We start from the raw sequence: 22592 nt of genomic DNA, 5'->3' as shown, positions 1-22592 counted from the left end.
TTAAAAGCACGCAAAAAGCCCTACCTTTTAACCTTAGTACATTCACCTGATCAGTTAACCTAAAACTGCTGACCATAAAAAAAGCCTTACTTTGAGAAATTACTTTTTATTCTGTTTTGTTGCTTTCGCGTTGTTCCTAAGCAATTCAGCCGCTTCCCAATCGCCCACTTTTCAAAAAGTCTTTCCTCATGGAGAATACGGAAATTTCTTCTGGAATGTAGGTGCTTTTGCCACTACAAGTGATGATGGAGGCTATCTGGTGACCACGAGCGTTTCGAGCAATCCTGGAACCAACCTTAAACTTTTGAAAACCGATGAAAATGGTGATACTCTTTGGACTTCAGAAATAGAGACACCATCGGAACTGCACAATGCCACTTCGATAACCTCCACAATTGATGGAGAATATTTCATTCAGGGCACTTACGATGTGGAAGGCACGAATTATCAGGACGAGGTCTTTGTTGAAAAATTTGACAACAACGGAAATTCGGTTGACTACAACCAATTAACAAGCACAGGCATTTGCTGCTGGGATTATTCCACGGGAAAAATGATTCACACTTCTGATGACCATTACTTTCTCACTGGTCAGTATTTCGGAATCTCGGATAACTACGGCACTTACTACAAAATAGATGATAGTGGAATCATTCAGTGGAGCGGAGTTTTTGACGGAATGGGTGGAGCAAACGTGGCTCGTAGCATCGAACTTTCAGATGGCGGTTTTCTACTCGGTGGCAATTACTTACTCGCCAGTGTACAGGAAGCCTATGTGCAAAAGATAGATGAAAATGGTGACTATGTTTGGGGCGAAAACTTTCTTCATCAGGACACACAAACCGGCACTAAAAACAAAATCTTCGATATGGTCGAGGTGTCCGATGGATACATACTTGCCATAAATTATGAAGCCGATGACAATGAAAACCTTCAGTTGAGGAAAGTCGATTTTGACGGTAACACAGTTTGGACTGAAAATTTTATTGGAAAAGGCAATAATATTGACCTGATTGCTACTGATGACGGGGGGGTTGTTTTCGCGGGATACAAAAGTCAGGCTCTCACCGATTACGATTTCAGGTTGTTTAAAATGGACAGTGAATTCAACATTGTGTTTGAATTGTTCTACGGAACCGAAAACCCCGATGTGCTTCATTCACTCGAACAGACACCCGACAATGGTTTTCTTCTCGCAGGAAGATCGGGATCCCTGGGCGTTGGCAATAAAGACGTTTACCTGGTAAAGACAGATTCTGCCGGCTGCCTGAGCAACGACACTGAATTCAGCTATGCAGCAGATGGTTCATCTCAAATTGCTTTTTTCGATGAATCTTCCTTCGGAGTACTCAGCGATTCTGAAACTCACCTCTGGGATTTTGGGGATGGTACCACCTCCTCCAACCAGAACCCTGTTCACATTTTTGAAACCCCAGGGATTTACGAGGTTTGCCTTACAGCTGGCAATGTTTGTGGGTCAAGTACAACTTGTCAAACAGTTGAGTTTTGCCCTCAGGCAGAAGTGAACAGCACAACAGAAACTGCTTGCGATAGCTTTGCGTGGAACGGTTCAACTTATTTTGAAAGTGGAATTTACCTGGATACTTTAACCAGCGCTTTTGGCTGTGACAGTATTGTAGAATTGAACCTAACTATCAACACTGTTGATTTTTCTGTTTTGGAAAATGACACATCTCTCACTGCTATTTCTGAAGAAGCTACTCTACAGTGGCTGGATTGCGACAATGATTTTGCTGAAGTACCAAATGAAACCAGCCAGACATTTCAGCCTGAAACAACAGGAAATTACGCTGTTCAGATCACTCACGAATCTTGCATAGACACCTCTGATTGCTACTACATTTTTATCTGCACCAGCGAAACGTATTTGGTAGAAGAAGAAGCGTGCTACGAATTTACCTGGAACGGAAACACTTACTCTGAAAGTGGGGTTTATATCGATACTTTGGTGAACTCTGTGGGTTGCGACAGCATCATCGAATTGGATTTGACAATAAATTCTGTGGACATTTTTGTGTCTCAAAATGATTCTGCACTTTATTCTGACACCGAAAACGCTGAATATCAATGGTTGGATTGTAACGATAAATTCGCGGAAATTCCTGGCGAGACGAACCAGTACTTTTACCCGGAGATAACTGGCAGTTATGCTTTAGAAATCACTCAGAATGGTTGCACTGAGATATCGGACTGCTATCCAATTATGATTATCTCAGTGTCAGAAGCCGAGTTAAAAAACAAAAGTTTGATTGCTTATCCCAACCCTTCCGATGGAAAAATCACCGTAGAAAGATTGGATGCCGGAAGTCAGGAAGATCTACCCTACGAGATCAAAGATATGACAGGGAAAATCGTTTTACGTGGAGTCTTAAGAAACCATGATAACTTCATTGATCTTCATAAAACACCTCCCGGTATGTATCTTCTAAAATTGGAAGACCAGACAATAAAACTGATGGTTTATTAACAAGCCTACCACACTTTGGCCTGAGCGTACAAAATAAAAAACCCCAGATCCTTTCGAACCTGGGGTTTTGGGTTTCCCTATTCCGCTCTTCGCGGGAATTTCTTTTATTGTTTAAACTTCTCAATCACTTGCTGAGTCACTCCGGTGTTGGAGAATCCGCCATCGTGAAAGAGATTTTGCATGGTCACGTATTTAGTGAGGTCTGAGAACAACGAAATGCAGTAATCTGCGCAAGCTGCAGCATCGGCATTTCCAAGAGGGCTCATTTGGTCTGAGTAAGCGATAAACTCGTCAAATCCTTTCACACCGCTACCTGCAGTTGTCACTGTAGGCGATTGAGAAATGGTGTTGATTCGAACCCTTTTCTCTGTTCCGTAGTGATAACCGAAACTACGAGTGATCGATTCGAGCAAAGACTTAGCATCCGCCATGTCGTTGTAATCCGGGAAAACACGCTGAGCTGCGATGTAAGTTAGCGCAAGCACTGAACCCCACTCATTGATGGCGTCTTTTTTCATGGCCATACTCAGAGTGCGATGAAGTGACATTGCCGAAACATCAAGCGTTTGGTGGTACCAGTCGTATTTGAGATCTGTGTAGTGTTTGTTCTTTCTGACGTTTGGCGACATTCCAATAGAGTGCAACACGAAGTCGATCTTTCCGCCAAAATGCTCGGCAGTTTTGTCGAACAGGTTTTCGAGATCCTCTTCTTTGGTAGCATCTGCCGGTATCACCGGGCAATTGCCGCAAGCCTCGGCCAGTTTGTTGATTTCACCCATTCGCATTGCGATAGGTGCATTTGTTAGCACGAATTCGGCTCCTTGTTCGTAAGCCTTTTGCGCCACTTTCCAGGCGATAGATTGCTCATTGAGCGCTCCGAAGATGATTCCTTTTTTGCCTTTGAGAAGATCGTTTGCCATAGCTTTTCAAAATTTTGGTTGCTGCAATTCGGTGCCAAAACTAAGTTTTTTTCTTTTGATTGAATTATCTCGCTGCGCTCGTTATGCTTTGAAACATGAAGGGCATTAAAGAGAAAGAAGCAAAGAGGATTGGAAATAATTGGAGATCCTTTTATTCCATCCAGGTGTAGAGCTCAAGGTGCTGACACTGAAACAACCCTGAATCAAGTTCAGGGTGACGTCTTCAGCGTGACAGTTCAGCAACTTCCGTTCTTGATTTGAATTTGGGTGATCCAAAAATTGCTTCTAAGTCCCAGCGGGACGATACTTTGGTAGAAGTGAAATTTGGAAAACATGCAACGAAAGTCCCGGAGGGACGGCATTATGGTCTTGATAAATTACCAAGCTCATTCTGTCTCTGTCAAAGCTTCTGAAATCAACCAACTCTCGGTCCAGGCTGCCTGGAAGTTGAAGCCACCGGTGACTGCATCGATGTTAAGCACTTCTCCCGCAAAGTATAGTCCGGGATACAGCTTACTTTCCATTGTGGTGAAGTCAACTTCTTCAAGTGCAACTCCTCCAGCTGTCACAAACTCTTCTTTGAATGTGCTCTTTCCGTTAATTTGGAACCTGCATTTACAAAGTGTTTCTGCCAGTTCATCAATTTTCTTGTTTGGAAGATCTCCCCAGTTGGGCATTTCTTCAGAAAACACCGAGTTCAAAAGTTTATCCCACAATCGGGCAGGCAACTCAGCAGGATTCAACTTTGATAATTTCTTCTTCCCTTCCTCCTGCCTCAGCGACTTCAGTTTATCCACCATAGAGTCAAAGTCGAAATGATTGTTCCAGTTGACTTCAAGTTCAAATTTGTAACCCATGTCCGCCAGCTCTCGGGCACCCCAGGCCGACAGCTTGAGGATTGCCGGAGCACTAAATCCCCAGTGGGTAATTAGCAGCGGGCCGTCACTTTCGAGTTTGGTACCCAGAATTTTCACATCGGTGTTCTGGGCAACAACTCCTGCGAGTTCGTTAATTCTAAAATCCTTACAGTTGAAAGTAAAAAGTGAAGGCACCGGCTCCACGACTTTGTGTCCGAGTTTTTCCAGCATTTTCCAAACCTGGTTGCTACTACCAGTAGTCATCACGACAACATCGGCTGCAATTTCAGCTCTCCCTGAAGTGGTCACTTTCCAGCCAGTCTCCTCCTTTGAAATATTGGTAATCCCTTCTTTAAAATGGACTTGAACATCTGCCTGTCTGGCACTTTCCCTAAGGCAGTGAATGATCGATTCGGAAGAGTTAGAAACTGGAAAAACGCGATTATCGTCTTCGATTTTCAGCTCCACACCACGATCTTCATACCACCCCATGGTGTCGCCAGGCTGAAATTTATGGAATGGCCCGAGAAGCTCAGTTCCTCCACGTGGGTAGTGCTCGGCAAGCTCTTTAGGATCAAAACAAGCGTGGGTAACGTTGCATCGGCCGCCACCAGAGACTTTCACTTTTCCCAGAACGGAAGAGGACTTTTCGTAGATATGAATTTGAGCTTGGGGATTTTTCTCAGCCACGTTTACTGCCGTGAAAAATCCTGCTGCACCACCTCCTGCTATTACAATTTTCATGAAGTGCTAAAATACCAAAAAGCCCTCTTCAGGTTAGGGAGAAGAGGGCTTTTGGCTTAAACTGAAAAACTAAAAACTATTTTTAAACTATTCTAGTTGATTTTGAATTGTCCCCAAAATCATAACTCAAATAACTTAAATCTATGTGTTACAGGTACACTACCTAAATAGTCGTCTCAAATGTAGCATTTTTTCCATACTGTGCAAAAAAGTGTGAAAATTTATCGGCATTTTTTTCGGTTCGGTTTTAGTCAAAAACCTTACCCGGATTCATAACTCCCTGAGGATCAAAAACCTCTTTTATCTTCCTCATCAAATTCATCACAACATCGTCAAACACTATATCCAGGTAAGCTTTCTGAACATAACCGATACCGTGCTCTCCACTGATTGTTCCTCCGAGAGACGCTGTCAATTCGAAAATTTCACGAATGCCTTGCGGAAGCTTTTCTTTCCATTCCTGGTCCGTGAGTTGCCCTTTTATGATATTGATGTGTAGATTTCCGTCCCCAGCGTGTCCATAACAAACGGATTGAAATCCATAGCGCTTTCCGATTTCCTTCACTCCTTTGAGCAGCTTTGCCAACTCAAATCGGGGCACAACTGTGTCCTCCTCTTTGTAGATCGAATTTGACTTCACTGCCTCTCCCACTCTTCTTCGAATAAACCACAATTGCTCCTTTTGTGCTTCGCTTTCAGCCAGCTGTACTTCATTGGCACCGTGAGCTTCCATAATTTCATTGATTTTCTCGCAATCCTGAAAGAGTTGTTCTTCGTCATTCCCATCTACTTCGATCAGGAGGTGAGCAGCTACATCATCTCCTATTTCCAGGCTGGCGTTATCAACATATTTGAGGGTCCAGATAATTGCATCGCGTTCCATAAACTCCATGGCACTCGGTGTAATTCCAGCTTTGAACACCTCTGCAACCGCCTCACAGGCCTTTTCAGCAGAATTGAAGGGAACGAGCATCAGCATGTTTTTTCTTGGAAGCGGAACGAGTTTTAAAACGGCTTTGGTGATCACCCCAAGGGTGCCCTCGCTACCAACCATTAGTTGAGTGAGGTTATAACCAGTAGCATTTTTGAGTGTGTTGGCTCCGGTCCAGATTTTTTCTCCTGTCGGCAGAACCACTTCTAGGTTGAGCACAAAATCTTTGGTCACTCCGTATTTCACAGCGTGGGGACCTCCGGCATTTTCAGCGAGGTTACCACCGATGCTACAGGAACCACGACTGGCCGGATCTGGCGGATAGTACAGAAATTTGTTCGCTACCTCCTCCTGCAGAACTTGCGTAATCACTGCCGGCTCCACAGTTACCTGCATGTTGTCCTCGTCAATTTTCAAAATCTTATCGAACCGTTCCATTGAAAGTCCAACTCCTCCATGCACACTTAACGCTCCACCGCTAAGCCCGGTGAGAGCTCCGATGGGTGTCACCGGGATGTGGTTTTCAGAACAGTACTTCATCAACTTCTGAATATGTTCTACGGACTTTGGCTTAACAAGCAGATCTGGCGCAAACACAAAATCCTCGGTGTAATCACTACCATATTCAATGCGTACTTCCTCTTCCGTGAAGATTGCATCTTCTCCGAGTTCGGACCTGAGAGAGTCGATATGGTTCTGTTCTATCTGGGTGAATTTCTTTTCCTCTGACATAGTTCTATCTCCGTTCAAATAATCCCTTCAAAGGAATTAAAAGTAATTTATATATTCGGGCGGTTCAACACATTTTAAAGATAACACATGAGGTTTACAAAGATTTGGATGCTCGCTTGCATCGCACTTTTTTCTATTGAAGCATTTGCTCAAAAAGAAAAGATAACAAACGAACTTGTTTGGTACAGCCGAGAGTTTTCTCCTGACTTCGTCTCTGGCTTGCGCTCGATGAATGATGGCAAGCACTACACTTCTCTTACCAGTGTGGACGGTGAACGAGCGGTTGTAAAATACGCTTATAAATCAGGAGATGAAGTGGGCACCGTTGTTTCGTCATCTGATATCTTTCCTAAAGGAGACAGACAAATTGAAGATTACAACTTTAGTAAAGATGAGAAACAAATGCTGATAGCTTCTGGAGTAGAGTCGATTTACCGTCATTCCACGAAAGCCAACTACTATTTCCACAACCTCGAAACTGGCACCACTCGCCCGCTTGCCGACAGCGAAAAAGGGAAGCAGCGACTTGCCGAGTTTTCTCCCGATGGAACTAAGGTGGCGTTTGTTCGTGACAACAATCTATTTGTCTACGAACTGGACACAAAGCAAGAGCTTCAAATCACTATCGATGGCGAAATGAATAAAATCATCAACGGTGCTACAGATTGGGTTTACGAGGAGGAATTCGCTATCGACAAAGGATTCTACTGGTCGCCAGAAAGCGATCGAATCGCGTTCTACAAGTTTGACGAAGGCCATGTGAAGGAATTTCAAATGGCACTCTACAACGGACTCTACCCAGAGCAGTACAAGTTCAAATACCCAAAAGCCGGTGAGCGCAACTCGATTGTGAGGATTTACATTCACGACCTCAATGCCGAAACCACAAAATTGGTTGACACGGGCGACAAAGCAGACATCTATTATCCGCGCATCAAGTGGACTGAGAGCAATGACGGACTCGCCATCATGCGATTGAACCGCCACCAAAACCATTTGGAGTTTTTGGTTACCGACCTCAGCAAGGAGCAGCCTTTTGCACTCAAGACTGAAAAATTCTACGATGAAACTTCGGAAACCTACATCGAAATCAACGACAACCTGATTTTTCTGGAAGACGGCAACGGTTTCCTTTGGAACAGCATGCAGGATGGCTACAATCACATCTACCATTTTGGAATGGATGGAATAGTGAAAAAGCAATTGACCAACGGTAAGTGGGATGTCATCGCCTTCGAAGGTTTTGACCACGATGATGAGATCGTTTACTACACATCGGCAGAAGTTTCTCCAATGGAAAAACACCTCTACTCTGTTGACCTAAAAGGAAAAAAGAAAAAGTTGAGTGAAGAAGCTGGTTACAACAGTGCTTCTTTCAGCAAAACCTACGATTACTACATCAATTACCACACCTCTGCGAGCACGCCTTACCACATCACGCTGCACAACAGCAAGGGGAAAGAAATTCGCGTTCTCGAAGACAATGCAAAACTCAAAAGCAGACTCAAAAAATACGACCTCAGCGAAAAGGAATTTTTCACTTTCGAAAACCGCGAAGGCATTTCGCTCAACTGCTGGATGATTAAGCCGCCAAACTTTGATGAAAACAAAGAGTATCCGGTTTACGTGAGCATCTACGGAGGTCCTGGAAGCAACACTGTGAAAGACTCCTGGGGAGGAAGCCTCTACTTCTATCACCAGTTGCTGGCACAAGAAGGCTACATCGTAGTTTCTTGCGATCCGCGAGGAACGATGTACCGCGGACGCGAATTCAACCACGCGACCTACCTGCAACTAGGCAAGCTCGAAACACAGGATTTCATCGACTTTGCAAAATATCTTGGTGAACAAGATTACATCGACTCTGAGCGAATCGGTATTCAGGGCTGGAGCTACGGAGGCTACATGACCTCACTCTGCATGACCAAGGGAGCAGAATACTATAAAATGGGAATTGCCGTGGCTCCTGTTACAAACTGGCGCTACTACGACACGATCTACACGGAGCGTTTTATGCGCACACCACAAGAGAATGCCGATGGCTACGATGACAACTCGCCTATCAATCACGTTGAAAAGCTCGAAGGTGCTTACCTCCTGGTTCACGGATCGGCCGATGACAACGTACACTACCAGAACAGCATGGAAATGATCAACGCTTTGGTGGAAGCCAACAAGGAGTTCGACTTCTTTGTGTATCCCAATAAAAATCACGGTATCTACGGAGGCAAAACCCGCTGGCATCTTTTCAACAAAATGCTCGATTTTACCAAAGCTAATTTGTAGTGAATTCGTTTTCTTATTTTCGTCCCTTTTACCAAACTATAATTAGATAATTCATGAGCCAAGCTAAAGGAGAAGTTTTAGATCAGGAATATCGCAAGCGAGAAACCCTGTGGGGCCACCCAAAAGGACTCTACATTCTGTTCTTTACAGAGCTGTGGGAAAGATTTAGCTACTATGGAATGCGTGCCATTTTGGTGCTGTATCTCATCGCTGAAACGACTGATGATAATCCCGGTTACGGATGGACCGAAACTGAAGCATTAGCGCTTTATGGATGGTACACCATGCTCGTTTACCTCATGTCGATTCCAGGCGGTATTGTCGCTGATAAACTCTGGGGACAAAAGCGAACGGTACTCATCGGTGGGATTCTACTCTGTTTTGGTCACGGAATTTTGGCGGTGGAAGCGCTTTGGGCATTTTACCTCGGACTGACACTAATCGTTTTGGGTGTTGGCGGACTTAAGCCAAACATCTCCACAATGGTCGGTGGACTTTACCCTCCCGGAGATGACCGAAGAGACAAAGGATTCACCATTTTCTATATCGGAATCAACGTTGGCGCCCTGCTCGCTGCACTAGCTGTAGGATATCTTGGTGAGAATTGGGGTTGGCACTACGGTTTTGGACTGGCCGGAATCGGAATGGTTCTCGGGCAGATTGTTTTCATGTGGGGAACGAAATTTCTCAAAGGAATTGGAGAGTCCACAAGTGGCCTCACCAAGGCAGAACAAGCAGCTAAGAAACGCCCACTAACAAAGGTGGAAAAAGATCGTGTGAAGGTGATCGTCATATCCTTCTTGCTGATTATCGTTTTCTGGGGAGCTTTTGAGCAAGCCGGTGGCTTGATGAACATCTACACCAAACAAAAAACAGATCTCTATCTGGCATTCCTTGACTTCACTGTGCCAGCTTCCTGGTTTCAATCTGTAAATGCATTCTTTATCATCACCCTCGGTGTGCCGATTGCCTCTTTTTGGGTATGGTGGAAAAGAAAAGGAAAGGAAGGATCGTCTTTATTTAAAATGGCCATTGGTGTCATCATCATGGGATTAGGTTTTCTCTTTATGACTGGAGCCACACTGCAGTATGAAGCACACGGAGAGTCAGCCATGTACTGGTTGGTGTTGGCCTATCTGCTACACACTGTTGGTGAACTTTGCGCATCACCGGTAGCACTTTCTTTCATCACCAAGTTGGCTCCGCTTAAGTACGCATCCATCATGATGGGAGCTTATTTCGCAGCCACTGGTGTGGGTAACAAGGTTGCCGGTTTGATCGGTGAGTTTTCTCAAGATGCTGGAGAGCTAGAGACTTTCACAGGAATAGCAGTCTTCTGTACAATTATCGGCCTTCTTGTGATAGCACTTCTCAAGCCGCTGAAGAGACTTACTCATGGAGCTGAGGAAGTGAAAGAAGGAAGCCACCACGAAGAGCAAGAGCCTTTCGAGTTGGCTGACGACAAGCAGTTGAGCTAAAAAGATTTATGGGCTATCTTCATTTGGAGATAGCCCTTTTTTATTTTCATAACCATTAACCAAAACTTCTTATCAAGATGAGCATCGCACTGTGGCTTTTAATCATTTCGTGGGCGTTTGTAATCATTTGGATTCCGATCATCATCAAGTCGAATTCAAAAACGCACCCCAAGGCACTTTTCATTTTGTTTTTTGCAGAAATGTGGGAACGCTTTTCCTACTATGGAATGCGGGCACTGCTCACGCTCTACATGGTAAAAGTGCTTTTTGATGAGCTTTCGCAAACCGATGCTGATGCCAGAGCTCTCGGGATCTACGGATCCTACACGGCCATGGTCTATCTCTTCCCGGTGATCGGTGGAATCCTGGCCGATAAAATCCTGGGCTTTCGCAAAGCCATCATTTTTGGTGGTATCCTCATGATGTGTGGGCATTTTGCTCTGGCTCTGGAGGGGATGTATTTTGAGGGTAACCTCAACCTCTTCTTCCTTTCGTTATCTCTTATCATCATTGGTAATGGCTTCTTCAAGCCAAACGTATCCAGCTTCCTGGGTAAGTTCTATTTCATGAACGATCCCCGGAAAGACAGTGCTTTTACCATCTTCTACATGGGAGTAAACATCGGTGCGCTTCTCGCCATCGTTACCTGCGGTTACATCGGAGAGGAGATCAGCTGGCACTACGGATTCGGCCTTGCCGGAATCGGAATGGCACTCGGACTGCTCGTATTTTGGCTTGCCGGTCCTGCAGCCTTTGGAAACAAGGGAATCAACCCGAACGTTTCGGGAGAAGATGAAGACGAGGATATAGATGAAGAGCTGTCGACCGAATCAGCAAAACTGGAATCTGGCCAATTGGACGAAGACGCTGTACCTAAATCGGGACCAGAAGCAAGCAAGCCTTTCGAAAAAATCATGACTCCGAAGCTGAGACAAAGTCAGATTCTGACCGTTGTGGCCACAGTGCTGTTTGTTCCCGTTTGCGCCTACATGCTCGATTTGAGCGAGTTTGTCACCTGGCTGCTCATCATTTCCAGTGTTGGAATTTTGGGAGTGCTGATTTTCATGTCATATCAGCAGGATTCAAAAAAGGCCGGACAACGACTTTGGGTGATTGCAGTGCTGTTTGTCTTCCACGCAGTGTTCTGGGCTTTGTTTGAACAGGCCGGTGGCTCAATTACTCTTTTTACCGACAGAAATGTAGACCGTGAATTGATGGGCTCCGAAGTTCCGGCTTCGATCTTTCAGTTCTTCAATAGCTTTTTCATCATTTTGCTGGCGCCTCTCTTTTCATGGATTTGGATAAAACTGAACCAGGTAAAGAAAGAACCGAGCACTCCAATGAAATTTGTCCTTGGGCTCACGCTTCTAGCACTTGGTTTCGTGGTGATCGTTCTCGGATCCAAATATTTCTCAGAAAGTGGCCTGATGCCAATGGTTTTCATCGTTTTCATGTATCTCTTCCACACCATGGGTGAGCTTTGCCTCTCCCCTGTAGGCTTGTCGATGGTTACCAAACTTTCTCCCGGAAAAGCGGTTGGATTTGTAATGGGAGCCTGGTTCTTGTCCATTGCACTGGCCAACAAAATGGCGGGACTTATTGGAAGTCTTACTGCCGCCCCAGCCGAAGACGGAGAACAGATTTCACTTGTAGAAAGCATGGAGGTGTACACAAGCACGTATCTAACCTGGGGTGTTCTCGTAGTGTTAGGAGCAGCTTTGGTATTGTTGTTGCTCACTCCAACTCTCCGAAAGTGGATGCACGGAATTCATTAAATTTGAAAAAATCGAAAAATATTATGCTCAAGAAAATAGCACTACTTCTCATTTTTGCTCTCCCAATAGTTGCCTTTGCTCAAGATGAAGGTGGAATTAACTGGATGACAATTGAAGAAGCAGTAGAAGCCCAGAAGAAGAATCCAAAGAAAATTATGATTGATGTTTACACCAGCTGGTGTGGTCCGTGCAAAATGATGGACAGAAACACATTCAGCAATCCAGATGTGATCGAATATGTCAATGAAAATTTTTATGCTGTGAAGTTCAATGCTGAATCGCCAGACGATGTGCAGTTTAAAGGAGAAACTTACAGCAACCCGAACTACGACCCCAATAAACGCGGGCGAAACGGAGTGAATCAATTTTCCAGAGCTCTTGGTGTGCGCGCTTATCCAACCCTTGTTTACATGGATGAGGAAGCTAACCTGATCACAGCAGTTTCTGGTTACAGAACACCTCAGCAACTCGAGCTTTATCTCAAGCTTTTCAATTCAGATGCTTACAAGGAAATTAAAACCGAAGAGGATTTGAAAGCTTACCAGGCAGATTTCGAACCAGAATTCGAGCAATAACAAAGCAGATAAAATTCAAACTGAAAGAGGCGAAACATTCGCCTCTTTTTTTTGTTTCAAACTTTCAATAAACACCCGCACGCTGGGTGACTTATGGTGCAAATTAGCTGTAAAATGTTTACTATATTGCGCCCCGATTTACGAACCATAAATTAAGAAAAGGAAATGAGCGAGACCGCGAAGTTTATTTTAGATGGAAAAGAATACGAACTCCCTGTAATTGAAGGGTCTGAGGGAGAAAAAGGAATTGATATTTCAAAACTGCGGTCGCAGACCGGATACATCACGCTCGATTCCGGGTTTAAAAATACTGGTGCTACAAAAAGCGCCATCACTTTTCTCGATGGTGAAAAGGGAATTTTGCGTTACCGCGGATATCCCATCGAGCAGCTCGCTGAAGAGTCAACTTTCCTCGAAGTAGCTTACCTGCTAATTCACGGAGAGCTGCCAAACAAAAAAGAACTGGACTACTTCGAAACAAGCATCACCGAGCACACTCTTGTGCATGAGGATTTGAAGCGCTTTTACGAAGCATTCCCAACTGATGCACACCCAATGGGAATCCTTTCTTCCATGGTGTCATCACTTTCGACTTTCTACCCGGAGTCGCTCAACCCGAACCGCCCTTTCAAAGACATTGAATTGACGATTCATCGCCTGATAGCTAAGATGCCAACCCTGGCAGCTCAGGCATTTAAAAACTCTAAGGGTCATCCGACAATGTTCCCGCAGAACGATTTGTCGTACACGCAGAACTTCCTGCACATGATGTTCGGCCTGCCGACAGAAAAATACGAAGTAGACCCTGTGATTGATGACGCACTCAATAAGCTTCTCATCCTTCACGCAGATCACGAGCAAAACTGCTCAGCATCTACAGTGAGAATTGTCGGCTCATCACAAGCCAACCTTTACTCGAGCATTTCTGCAGGTATTGCAGCACTTTGGGGACCACTCCACGGTGGAGCCAACCAGGCAGTAATCGAGATGCTTCAGATGATCAAAAACGACAACAAAGATCTTCAGAAGTGGGTAGACAAAGCCAAAGACAAAACGGACTCGTTCCGCTTGATGGGCTTCGGACACAGAGTTTACAAAAACTTCGACCCACGTGCCAAGATCATCAAGAAAGCATGTGACGATGTGTTGGACAAACTCGGAATTGACGATCCAGTTTTGGAAATTGCCAAAGAACTTGAAGAAGTAGCGTTGAAAGACGAGTACTTCGTAGAGCGTGGCCTCTATCCAAACGTAGACTTCTACTCTGGAATCATCTACCGCGCACTCGGTATCCCAACTGAGATGTTTACGGTGATGTTTGCAATGGGACGTCTGCCAGGATGGATCGCGCAGTGGAAAGAGATGACAGAAAACGGAGAACCAATTGGTCGTCCGCGTCAGATCTACACCGGAGCCAATGCACGCGATTACAAAGAAATGAGCAAACGATAATTTTTTAGATATAAAATTAAGCCCTTTTGGTACCGCCAAAAGGGCTTTTTAATTTGAATAAGAAAATGGAAAACCAGGCCGTACAACAGGGAGATGTCTCCATCCAAAATGACAATGGAATAGCTACTATCGAATTCTTTCACCCATTGAGCAACAGCCTTCCGGGGAAAGTGCTCGCTAAGCTAGCCGACACTATCACCGAAGCAGGAAAAGACGATGACGTGAAAGTAATTGTCCTAAAAAGCTCGGGCGAAAGAGCATTTTGCGCAGGAGCCAGTTTTGACGAATTGATTTCAATAAAAGACCTCGAAACAGGTAAAAAGTTCTTCATGGGCTTTGCAAATGTGATCAATGCCTGCAGAACTTGTCCGAAGTTGATCATCGGAAGAGTGCAGGGAAAAACTGTTGGTGGCGGAGTTGGACTTGCCAGCGCAGTAGATTACTGCCTCGCCACTGATTACGCAGCCGTCAAGTTGAGCGAACTTGCCATTGGAATTGGACCTTTTGTGGTTGGTCCGGCTGTAGAAAGAAAAATTGGAGTTTCAGGAATGAGCCAGCTAGCTATTAACGCCACTGAATGGCGCTCTGCTCAGTGGGCACACGAAAAAGGACTTTACGCAGAGGTTTTTGAATCGATCGAAGAACTCGATGAAGGTGTAGAAGAACTGGCAGAAAACCTGGCGAAGAGTAATCCTGAAGCGATGAGGCTTCTCAAAGATACTTTCTGGAAAGGCACCAAAGGCTGGGATACTCTTCTCGAAGAAAGAGCTGCCCTGAGCGGTGAACTCGTGCTCTCAGATTTCACTGTGAACGCCATCAACAAGTTTAAGAACAGAAAGAAGTAAGCCAGATCGATTAGTTGTAGTAATCGATTGCATTTTTGAGGGCGTTCTTCTTAGGAAACTCAATGAATACACTACATGCCGCCACGACAATCCCCGTGGCGGTGATAGGTGTAAATTCGCCAGATGCGTCACCAAAAAGTAAACTGGCTCCTGCAATTCCAGCTCCAGCCGCGATCATCCCAATTTGCAGATACCGGAACCGCTTAAACACCTGAAGCTCTTCTCTACTCTTTTCATTTCCCCACAAATCGTATTTCAAATTTCGGTAGTTGACCTTTCTGATGGTATCGTTGTGGACTGAATAAAAATCATACTTGTCACCACTGGCCAATTCTGGGTGATTATTTAGCCGTCTTCCTGTTCTCTGAATCGCCAGATACTTCCCTCCGTAAATCTCCATTTCGATCTCTTCGTAAACTTTCACTTTTCCGTTTTTAATCCGCTTTGCGTAACGCTCAGGATCAGAAGAACGATTGACCGTTCTGAGGTTCACAAAAGTGCCGTGGAAGTTGGTGATGAATTTTACAGAGTCGCTAGTAAAACGCGTTTCATGATCGAGCCTGAAGTAAGGATCGCCTTCAGTTAAGAACTCATAGGTGATGCTGTCAGATTGAAGCGTGTCGCCACTGTAAAGCACAACCTGTTGTTTTTCTTTTGCACCAATTACCAGCTGTGCATTCGATTGAAGTATTGGAATAAGCAGGCCGAAGCCCAAAAGCAGAAGTTTTAATCGCATTCACTCGTTTTTTAGAACACGTAAAGGTTTACGGATTGAAACTAGTGAAAGTTTTTCGATTAGCGAAGAGATCGAATGTAGCGATCGATGGCTGCGCTCACTACATCGGCATTCTCGTGCACCGCCAGATGACCCGCCTTGTCGATCACAATCGGGCTTTTCATCTTTGTTGGAGGAAACAAAAGATCCTTTTCTCCAGCAATTTGAAGGTAGCTCTCAAAAGGCTCTTCCCTTTCCCATTGAAGAATGTGTTTCACCGACCAACGTAGTGATGAAGCATTTGCTTCCTTCAGCATCACATTAAAAATTCGTTTGGTATCGTCTGTGCGGATCTGCATCATGCGCTCGAAAACCAGCCCCAGTCTTTCCACCGACTTTTGGTTGATGAGCTTCCAAATTTTGAGAGGCTTCCCCAGCGCAGTCATTGCTGAAAACTCTTGAACGGTAGCAGGTGAAGAAATGAGAACCAGCGTCTTTGGTTGAACTATTTCGGCCATTTCGCGCGCTACTATCCCGCCCATGGACGTCCCACCGAGTATGGCATTTTCGGGATCTTCCACTTCTTCGAGCATCAACTTTGCATAGTCCTTCAGATCGGCTTCTGCAGGTGGAACTTTCCAGTTGATCAGCTTCAAATCGGCCGTTTCCAACTTCAAATTTTCGTAAAGCCGGGAATCTGCTCCCATTCCGGGAAGAAGATAAATTTTCGGTTTTGCCATTACTCAAAAATCGGACAATAAATAACAGGTCTAACAACGAAAAAACCCTGACGAGCGACTGCTGTCAGGGTTTAATTTCCTGGCGGAGGAAGAGGGATTCGAACCCCCGGTACCTTGCGGTACAATGGTTTTCAAGACCATCGCAATCGACCACTCTGCCATTCCTCCGCGGCAAAAGTACATTAATTTTCCAATTGACAAAAAACGTTTTTGAGAATTTCTGAAATTCCGATTTCCTCAGATGAAGGCCTGTAATTATTAACTTTGTTAAGAATAAAACACTTCTCCATGCGCGTACTTTTACTTTTCATTTTCGCTCTCAGTACTTTAGCAACATCGGCACAAACGCTGCAGGCCTTTTTCGATTACAAGGTCTTTAATATTCCGGGAGAAGGGCCGTATGTGGAAACGCACCTGAAGTTTGACGCCAGTTCGCTGCACTACAAGTCAGTATCGGACAGTACCATCAGAGCAGAAGTGGAAGCCGTGATCATGATCACGCAGGGTGAAGAAATCATCGACTTTGAGAAGAACGTAATCTCAAGTCCGGTTTTTCCACGACAAAGTATTTCTGATTTCATGGACATGCAGCGCTTTCTGATTCCTAATGGAGAATACGCTTTCGAAATCAGCCTCACGGATTTAAACGATCCGGAGAAAGAAACAAAAGAGCTCAAAATTCCTTTCACCATTGAGAATCTCGATGAGGGCATTTTCATCTCGGACATTACCTTTTTGAAAGCATACGGAAAAGCCGAGACGCCAAGTGAGCTCACAAAAAGCGGTTACGACCTGATCCCTTTTATTTCAAATTACCTCTCCTCCGATATTCAGGTATTGCCTTTTTACGCAGAAGTTTACAATGCCGATAAGTACTTCGGTGAAGACAGTCTCTATGTGCTTACTTACTACGTGGAAGAAAAGATGACTCGCAAAAAAGTGGAAGGCATCCAAAAGTTCGTTCGACAGCAAGCATCCAATGTGACTCCAATACTGCACGTCTTTGACATCTCAACTCTGGCCACTGGAGACTACAACCTTGTGGTGGAGATGAGAAACAAGGAAAATGAAACACAGGCAACGAAGAAATTGGCTTTTCAACGTACCAACTTCGACACGAAAATGAATGAGACCGCACTTGCCGACATTTCTGTGGAAGATCAGTTTGTGAGCAAATTCACAGATCGCGACACGCTGCAGCAGCACATCTACAGCTTGTGGCCAATCGCTTCTAAAGGAGAGCAAAACAGCATTCAGGCCAACCTGGAAAATGCCGATCTGAAAATGATGCAGCAGTATTTCTACACGTTTTGGGAAAGACGCGATCCCGACAATCCGGAGGCGGCATGGGAAAAATATATGGAGCAATTGAAACTCGTGGAAGAAGAGTTTGGAACGCGCATTAAACGCGGATATCAAACAGACAGAGGTAGAATTTACCTGCGCTACGGACCTCCGAATACCATGCAACAACGCCACAACGATTTGGATGCTTATCCCTACGAAATCTGGCATTATTACAAGCTCGGTAGGTTTAACAACAGAAGATTTATATTTTGGAACCGCGATTTGGCAACCAACGATTTTGAGATGCTTCACTCAGACGTTCCAGGATATATCAGAAACGACAACTGGACCGACATGATCAGAGCGTCCGATTTCATTTGGCAAGACCGCAATCGCCAGGATCTGAGGAATTCTCAGGAGAAACCTGAACAGTATTATTTGAATCCGAGGTAAAGACAGAAATTGGACAAAAAAGTAGCGGTTGCCATTCTCAACTGGAATGGCCTCGATCATCTCAAAAGTTTTCTTCCCTCAGTCGTTAAGCACAGCACCCAGCACGCTGAAGTGTGGGTGATCGACAATGCATCAGATGATGAATCGGTGGATTATTTAAAAACTAACTTCCCCGAAGTAAAACTTATCCAACTCGACAAAAACCACGGATTTGCCGGTGGCTACAACCGCGGTCTCGAAAAAATCGATGCCGACTATTTTGTGCTCCTCAACTCCGATGTGGAAGTTACTCCGAACTGGATTCCTCCGGTGATCGATTTCATGGAGAGAAGCAATGGCATGAAAGCCTGCCAGCCGAAAATCCTGGATTACAAAAGGAAAGAATGGTTTGAACACGCAGGTGCTGCCGGAGGGTTTATCGACAAGGACGGTTTTGTGTTTTGTGCCGGGCGATTGTTTGCCGATTTCGAAAAAGACAGGGGTCAATACAATACCAATGAAGAAGTTTTTTGGGCTTCCGGTGCCAGCCTGTTTGTGGATGCCAAAGCCTATCGCGAAGTGGGTGGTCTCGACAGTCACTTTTTTGCCCACATGGAAGAAATCGACCTGTGCTGGCGACTGAAAAACCGCGGCTACAAAGTTGGAGCCTGCCGCGAGTCAGCCGTGTATCACCTCGGTGGCGGAACATTGCAAAAGATCAATCCTTTTAAGACTTACCTCAATTTTAGAAACAATCTCTTTCTGATCACCAAAAACGTGTTTACCTCTCCTCTGCCCTACATGCTTTTTAAAAGGATGGTACTTGATGGCATTGCAGCATTTCGCTTTCTGGCCGAGGGCAAACCCAGTTACTTTGTTGCTGTTTTTAAGGCGCACTTTTCATTTTACGGAAATTTGAGTTTGATGCTCAAAAAGCGCAAGGCCGAAAAAAAACACGTGGGATCGATCAACCTCAAAGGGCTTTACAAAAAGAGTATTCTACTCGAATATTTCTTGCGAAAGAAAAAAACCTTCCACGAGCTGGATGAGGAGATGTTTTGGTAACGGCCCAGGGGCAAGCACCATAACACAAACTCCACATGTACTCCGTCCGCGTGCCGCTGAAGCTTTAGCGGAGGCGCAAGCTTTAGCCTAGGAGTAAATCTCAAGGTTGAAAACACATAGGAACAATAGGCTATACAACTGCGGAAAGAGACACATAGGAGGCAACTGGTAACTGGCAACTGGTAACTGGTAACTGGCAACTGGCAACTGGCAACTGGCAACTGGCAACTGGCAACTGGCAACTTAATAAAGATCAAAATCTCGTGTAAAAAACAACGAGCCCACAACTTTATCTTCACTTGCACTCATCCTTACAGGATCCGTCAATTCGAAGACGGTCGTTCTGAACCGTCACGCTGATGAGGTCACCCTGAACTTGATTCAGGGTTGTTTCAGTGTCAGGACCTGTGCAAGAAACCTCAATCGTCCTTAGTCCCCAACATCCCGAGCTTCATCATTTATAATTGATTTTCCTATCTTCAACATCTCTTTATTAACCAAACAATTTTTAAAAAACTATGGGATCTTCAGGCCTTCTAATTATCGGATTAATCATCCTGCTTCTGCTCATTGGGCTTTTCACAGTAAAGCAACAGCAAATCGCCATCGTAGAGCGATTTGGGCGTTTTCACAGCATTCGCAATTCTGGGATTCAAATCCGTATTCCTTTTGTAGATAAAATTGCCGGAAGGCTCAGCCTTCGCATTCAGCAACTCGATGTGCTGGTGGAAACCAAAACCAAAGACGATGTGTTTGTCCGCATCAAAGTTTCGGTGCAATACCTTGTGCTGAAAGACAAGGTTTACGATGCTTTTTATCAGTTAGAAAACCCGCACGGACAAATCACTTCCTATGTGTTTGACGTGGTTCGGGCCGAAGTGCCAAAACTGAAACTGGATGATGTGTTTGAGAAAAAAGACGACATCGCCATTGCGATCAAGAGCGAGCTAGAGGAAGCGATGAACGACTACGGTTATGGAATTATCAAAGCACTGGTGACCGACATCGACCCCGATGAACACGTGAAAGACGCCATGAACAAGATCAACGCTGCAGAAAGGCAGAAAGTAGCAGCAGAATACGAAGGTGAAGCAGAGCGCATCCGTATCGTAGCCAAGGCCACAGCCGAGGCGGAGAGCAAGCGCCTGCAAGGACAGGGAATTGCCGACCAGCGAAGAGAAATAGCCCGCGGACTGGAAGAATCTGTGGAGGTGCTCAACCGCGTGGGAATTAACTCGCAGGAAGCCTCAGCGCTGATTGTAGTAACCCAACACTACGACACGCTACAGGCAGTAAGCGAACACACGCGCAGCAATCTCATCCTCTTGCCCAACAACCCCAGCGAAGCCAGCGACATGCTGACCAAAACCACTACCTCTTTTCTCACTGCCAACATGATGGGCGAAGAACTGAAAAGCCAGGGCAAAGAAGACGACAACAAAAAAGACCAGCCGAAGAAAGACAGAAGAAGCGGCCTGGAAGGAGATGAAGAGTTGAACTGGTAACAATTAAAACTTAGCAAAAGCTTTGAATTTTTCCACAAAATAAAAAGTCCTCTCGACCAAATACAGACGTATAACAAACTAGATGACAATAATTTAAAACAACAACGGATAAGCATATAAAGAACACTTGTTCTTTACACGCACGTTGTAGGTAATGCTAAGAACCATTCAATCAAAAATGAATAGCACCAATTTAAAAGAATTTTTAACCACTAATCTTGAAATTGATGAAAGTGATATTTCGTCAATACTACAAAATTGTAGAACTAAACTGTTTAAGAAAGATGCATACCTCATTCGAAGGGGAGAACTTTGTAAACACACATTTTTTGTAGAAAAGGGATTACTCAGGCAATTCTCCATTGATGAAAAGGGAAAGGAACACATTCTTTCATTTGCCCCTGAAAATTGGTTTGTAACAGATAGGGAAAGTGCTTATTTCAACCAACCTTCTGCCTTTTTTATCCAGGCGCAGGAAGATAGTCAGGTCACTATGATCGATGAGGATCTGATTCAACGGCTCGCTCAGAAAATCCCGAAATTTATAGACTTCAACAATCGCTTACTGCACAACCACATCCGGCATTTGCAAAACAGAATTAACCTTTTACTCTCTGCTGATGCGGAATACAGGTATTTGCAATTTATAGCCATGTATCCCGACATACTCCTAAGAGTCCCGCAAACGATGGTAGCTTCTTATTTGGGTATTACTCCTGAAAGTTTAAGTCGTGTTCGTAAAGAATTGGCCAACAAAAACTTCAAGGGATAGCTTCTTATCATACATCAATGCACCAGCTGTTGATCTGCTGTAATTTTGTTCCATAATCATATAAACAAGGAAGAACTATGGCAAAATCACGAAAATCCGTAGAGTTAGTAGCCAGCCCCAGCGAACCTCATTTTGTGGGTGACGGCTTTCGAGTACATAATTTTATCCCCAGTGGGTACCGGCTCGACATGCAACGCATGAACCCATTCATCATGTTGGATTATAACTCAACTTATCATTTCCCACCTACCGAAACCCCGAAGGGTGTTGGGGTTCATCCTCACAGAGGCTTTGAAACGGTAACCATTGCCTATAAGGGCAGGGTACAGCACCACGATAGCAGTGGCGGTGGCGGTGTGATCGGTGAAGGTGATGTGCAATGGATGACCGCTGCCAGTGGTGTGCTGCACAAAGAATATCACGAAGTGGAATGGAGCAAACAAGGAGGTGATTTCCAAATGGTGCAACTGTGGGTCAATTTACCCAAAAAGGATAAAATGAGCGCTCCTAAATATCAGGCTATCGAGCACGAAAAAATTAAGCGACATGAATTGGAAGGTGGATCAGGAACTATTGAGGTAATAGCGGGAGCATACAAAGACACGAAGGGCGTAGCTTCTACCTTTAGCCCTATACATATGTTCAACGCCAAGCTCAATAAAGGAGGAAAGGCCGATTTTCAACTTCCTGCCAATTACAATACCGCATTACTGGTTTTGGAAGGCAATGTTTTAATCAATGATGATGAAGAAGCCCCTACAGACCACTTGGCTTTAATGGCTAATGACGGAGAAACTTTTGAAATTGAAGCTTCAGACGATGCCATTGTATTGATTTTAAGTGGCGAACCTATCAATGAACCGATAGCCGCACACGGCCCATTTGTGATGAATACCCGTGAAGAACTAATGGAAGCATTCCGTGATTTCAACGAAGGTAAATTTGGTTATTTGGAAGACTAAGAGAGGTGATTGCTCTCCGAATCACATACCA

General features: G+C 44.7%; 17 protein-coding genes and 1 tRNA gene. 12 read left to right on the top strand and 6 right to left on the bottom strand.

Going from position 1 to position 22592, the window contains the following annotated elements; all coding sequences use genetic code 11:
- Window positions 1-91 precede the first annotated feature (91 nt).
- Entirely contained in the window at window positions 92-2488 is a 2397-nt protein-coding gene (locus ABHV44_RS08695) for a PKD domain-containing protein (RefSeq protein ID WP_459074287.1), read from the top strand.
- Window positions 2489-2592: 104 nt separating this feature from the next.
- On the opposite strand, the gene ABHV44_RS08690 is transcribed toward ABHV44_RS08695, so the two are convergent.
- From ABHV44_RS08690 to ABHV44_RS08680, 3 genes are all read right to left on the bottom strand, one after another.
- The gene (locus ABHV44_RS08690; protein WP_459074286.1) at window positions 2593-3408 is read right to left on the bottom strand and encodes an enoyl-ACP reductase FabI; all 816 of its coding nucleotides are present in this window, start codon (window positions 3406-3408) and stop codon (window positions 2593-2595) included.
- A 386-nt stretch (window positions 3409-3794) separates the two neighbouring features.
- Window positions 3795-5009, bottom strand: a complete 1215-nt coding sequence (locus tag ABHV44_RS08685; protein ID WP_459074285.1) for a BaiN/RdsA family NAD(P)/FAD-dependent oxidoreductase — start codon at window positions 5007-5009, stop codon at window positions 3795-3797.
- 247 nt (window positions 5010-5256) lie between these two features.
- Complete coding sequence (locus tag ABHV44_RS08680; protein ID WP_459074284.1) at window positions 5257-6672, bottom strand: FAD-binding oxidoreductase; 1416 nt, start codon at window positions 6670-6672, stop codon at window positions 5257-5259.
- Between the two features lie 87 nt (window positions 6673-6759).
- Between ABHV44_RS08680 and ABHV44_RS08675 the strand changes: the two genes are divergently transcribed.
- The 6 genes from ABHV44_RS08675 to ABHV44_RS08650 all read left to right on the top strand — a co-directional run bounded on the left by ABHV44_RS08675 (window position 6760) and on the right by ABHV44_RS08650 (window position 15083).
- Window positions 6760-8958, top strand: a complete 2199-nt coding sequence (locus ABHV44_RS08675) for a S9 family peptidase (protein ID WP_459074283.1) — start codon at window positions 6760-6762, stop codon at window positions 8956-8958.
- 53 nt (window positions 8959-9011) lie between these two features.
- The gene (locus ABHV44_RS08670; RefSeq protein ID WP_459074282.1) at window positions 9012-10436 is read left to right on the top strand and encodes a peptide MFS transporter; all 1425 of its coding nucleotides are present in this window, start codon (window positions 9012-9014) and stop codon (window positions 10434-10436) included.
- Between the two features lie 77 nt (window positions 10437-10513).
- Window positions 10514-12211, top strand: coding sequence for a peptide MFS transporter (locus ABHV44_RS08665; protein WP_459074281.1), 1698 nt, complete (start codon window positions 10514-10516; stop codon window positions 12209-12211).
- Between the two features lie 23 nt (window positions 12212-12234).
- Window positions 12235-12786 carry a thioredoxin family protein gene (locus tag ABHV44_RS08660; RefSeq protein WP_459074280.1) on the top strand — a complete coding sequence of 184 codons (552 nt, stop codon included), beginning with the start codon at window positions 12235-12237 and terminating at the stop codon, window positions 12784-12786.
- A 165-nt stretch (window positions 12787-12951) separates the two neighbouring features.
- A complete protein-coding gene (locus ABHV44_RS08655) occupies window positions 12952-14238 on the top strand; it encodes a citrate synthase (protein WP_459074279.1) in 1287 nt (428 codons plus the stop codon).
- Window positions 14239-14303: 65 nt separating this feature from the next.
- Window positions 14304-15083 (top strand): enoyl-CoA hydratase/isomerase family protein, encoded by a 780-nt coding sequence (locus tag ABHV44_RS08650; protein ID WP_459074278.1) that lies wholly within the window; start codon window positions 14304-14306, stop codon window positions 15081-15083.
- A gap of 10 nt (window positions 15084-15093) precedes the next feature.
- On the opposite strand, the gene ABHV44_RS08645 is transcribed toward ABHV44_RS08650, so the two are convergent.
- The 3 genes from ABHV44_RS08645 to ABHV44_RS08635 form a co-directional block, all read right to left on the bottom strand.
- Window positions 15094-15819, bottom strand: a complete 726-nt coding sequence (locus tag ABHV44_RS08645) for a hypothetical protein (protein ID WP_459074277.1) — start codon at window positions 15817-15819, stop codon at window positions 15094-15096.
- A 59-nt stretch (window positions 15820-15878) separates the two neighbouring features.
- Entirely contained in the window at window positions 15879-16538 is a 660-nt protein-coding gene (locus ABHV44_RS08640) for an alpha/beta fold hydrolase (RefSeq protein WP_459074276.1), read from the bottom strand.
- Between the two features lie 80 nt (window positions 16539-16618).
- Window positions 16619-16706 (bottom strand) — tRNA-Ser (locus ABHV44_RS08635).
- Between the two features lie 120 nt (window positions 16707-16826).
- On the opposite strand from ABHV44_RS08635, the gene ABHV44_RS08630 reads away from it, so the two are divergent.
- The 5 genes from ABHV44_RS08630 to ABHV44_RS08610 all read left to right on the top strand — a co-directional run bounded on the left by ABHV44_RS08630 (window position 16827) and on the right by ABHV44_RS08610 (window position 22561).
- On the top strand, window positions 16827-18278 hold the full coding sequence (locus tag ABHV44_RS08630; RefSeq protein WP_459074275.1) for a GWxTD domain-containing protein: 1452 nt from the start codon (window positions 16827-16829) through the stop codon (window positions 18276-18278).
- A 9-nt stretch (window positions 18279-18287) separates the two neighbouring features.
- The gene (locus ABHV44_RS08625) at window positions 18288-19322 is read left to right on the top strand and encodes a glycosyltransferase family 2 protein (RefSeq protein WP_459074274.1); all 1035 of its coding nucleotides are present in this window, start codon (window positions 18288-18290) and stop codon (window positions 19320-19322) included.
- A 518-nt stretch (window positions 19323-19840) separates the two neighbouring features.
- Entirely contained in the window at window positions 19841-20827 is a 987-nt protein-coding gene (locus ABHV44_RS08620; protein ID WP_459074273.1) for an SPFH domain-containing protein, read from the top strand.
- 178 nt (window positions 20828-21005) lie between these two features.
- The gene (locus ABHV44_RS08615) at window positions 21006-21599 is read left to right on the top strand and encodes a Crp/Fnr family transcriptional regulator (RefSeq protein WP_459074272.1); all 594 of its coding nucleotides are present in this window, start codon (window positions 21006-21008) and stop codon (window positions 21597-21599) included.
- 77 nt (window positions 21600-21676) lie between these two features.
- Window positions 21677-22561 carry a pirin family protein gene (locus ABHV44_RS08610; protein WP_459074271.1) on the top strand — a complete coding sequence of 295 codons (885 nt, stop codon included), beginning with the start codon at window positions 21677-21679 and terminating at the stop codon, window positions 22559-22561.
- The last annotated feature ends 31 nt before the right edge of the window (window positions 22562-22592 follow it).

Source organism: Halocola ammonii, assembly GCF_049334165.1.
In the GTDB taxonomy this organism is placed as follows: domain Bacteria; phylum Bacteroidota; class Bacteroidia; order Flavobacteriales_D; family Sanyastnellaceae; genus JBEGHD01.
The sequence above is the reverse complement of the archived record's forward strand: the minus strand, read 5'-3'. Positions and strand labels throughout refer to the sequence as shown.

Excerpts from the sequence above, each read along its gene's own strand:
- ABHV44_RS08620 (WP_459074273.1), top strand. The coding sequence starts at position 19,841 with ATGGGATCTTCAGGCCTTCTAATTATCGGATTAATCATCCTGCTTCTG.
- ABHV44_RS08655 (WP_459074279.1), top strand. The coding sequence starts at position 12,952 with ATGAGCGAGACCGCGAAGTTTATTTTAGATGGAAAAGAATACGAACTC.
- ABHV44_RS08615 (WP_459074272.1), top strand. The coding sequence starts at position 21,006 with ATGAATAGCACCAATTTAAAAGAATTTTTAACCACTAATCTTGAAATT.
- ABHV44_RS08610 (WP_459074271.1), top strand. The coding sequence starts at position 21,677 with ATGGCAAAATCACGAAAATCCGTAGAGTTAGTAGCCAGCCCCAGCGAA.
- ABHV44_RS08650 (WP_459074278.1), top strand. The coding sequence starts at position 14,304 with ATGGAAAACCAGGCCGTACAACAGGGAGATGTCTCCATCCAAAATGAC.
- ABHV44_RS08690 (WP_459074286.1), bottom strand. The coding sequence starts at position 3,408 with ATGGCAAACGATCTTCTCAAAGGCAAAAAAGGAATCATCTTCGGAGCG.
- ABHV44_RS08660 (WP_459074280.1), top strand. The coding sequence starts at position 12,235 with ATGCTCAAGAAAATAGCACTACTTCTCATTTTTGCTCTCCCAATAGTT.
- ABHV44_RS08680 (WP_459074284.1), bottom strand. The coding sequence starts at position 6,672 with ATGTCAGAGGAAAAGAAATTCACCCAGATAGAACAGAACCATATCGAC.
- ABHV44_RS08685 (WP_459074285.1), bottom strand. The coding sequence starts at position 5,009 with ATGAAAATTGTAATAGCAGGAGGTGGTGCAGCAGGATTTTTCACGGCA.
- ABHV44_RS08670 (WP_459074282.1), top strand. The coding sequence starts at position 9,012 with ATGAGCCAAGCTAAAGGAGAAGTTTTAGATCAGGAATATCGCAAGCGA.
- ABHV44_RS08665 (WP_459074281.1), top strand. The coding sequence starts at position 10,514 with ATGAGCATCGCACTGTGGCTTTTAATCATTTCGTGGGCGTTTGTAATC.
- ABHV44_RS08640 (WP_459074276.1), bottom strand. The coding sequence starts at position 16,538 with ATGGCAAAACCGAAAATTTATCTTCTTCCCGGAATGGGAGCAGATTCC.
- ABHV44_RS08630 (WP_459074275.1), top strand. The coding sequence starts at position 16,827 with ATGCGCGTACTTTTACTTTTCATTTTCGCTCTCAGTACTTTAGCAACA.
- ABHV44_RS08675 (WP_459074283.1), top strand. The coding sequence starts at position 6,760 with ATGAGGTTTACAAAGATTTGGATGCTCGCTTGCATCGCACTTTTTTCT.
- ABHV44_RS08645 (WP_459074277.1), bottom strand. The coding sequence starts at position 15,819 with ATGCGATTAAAACTTCTGCTTTTGGGCTTCGGCCTGCTTATTCCAATA.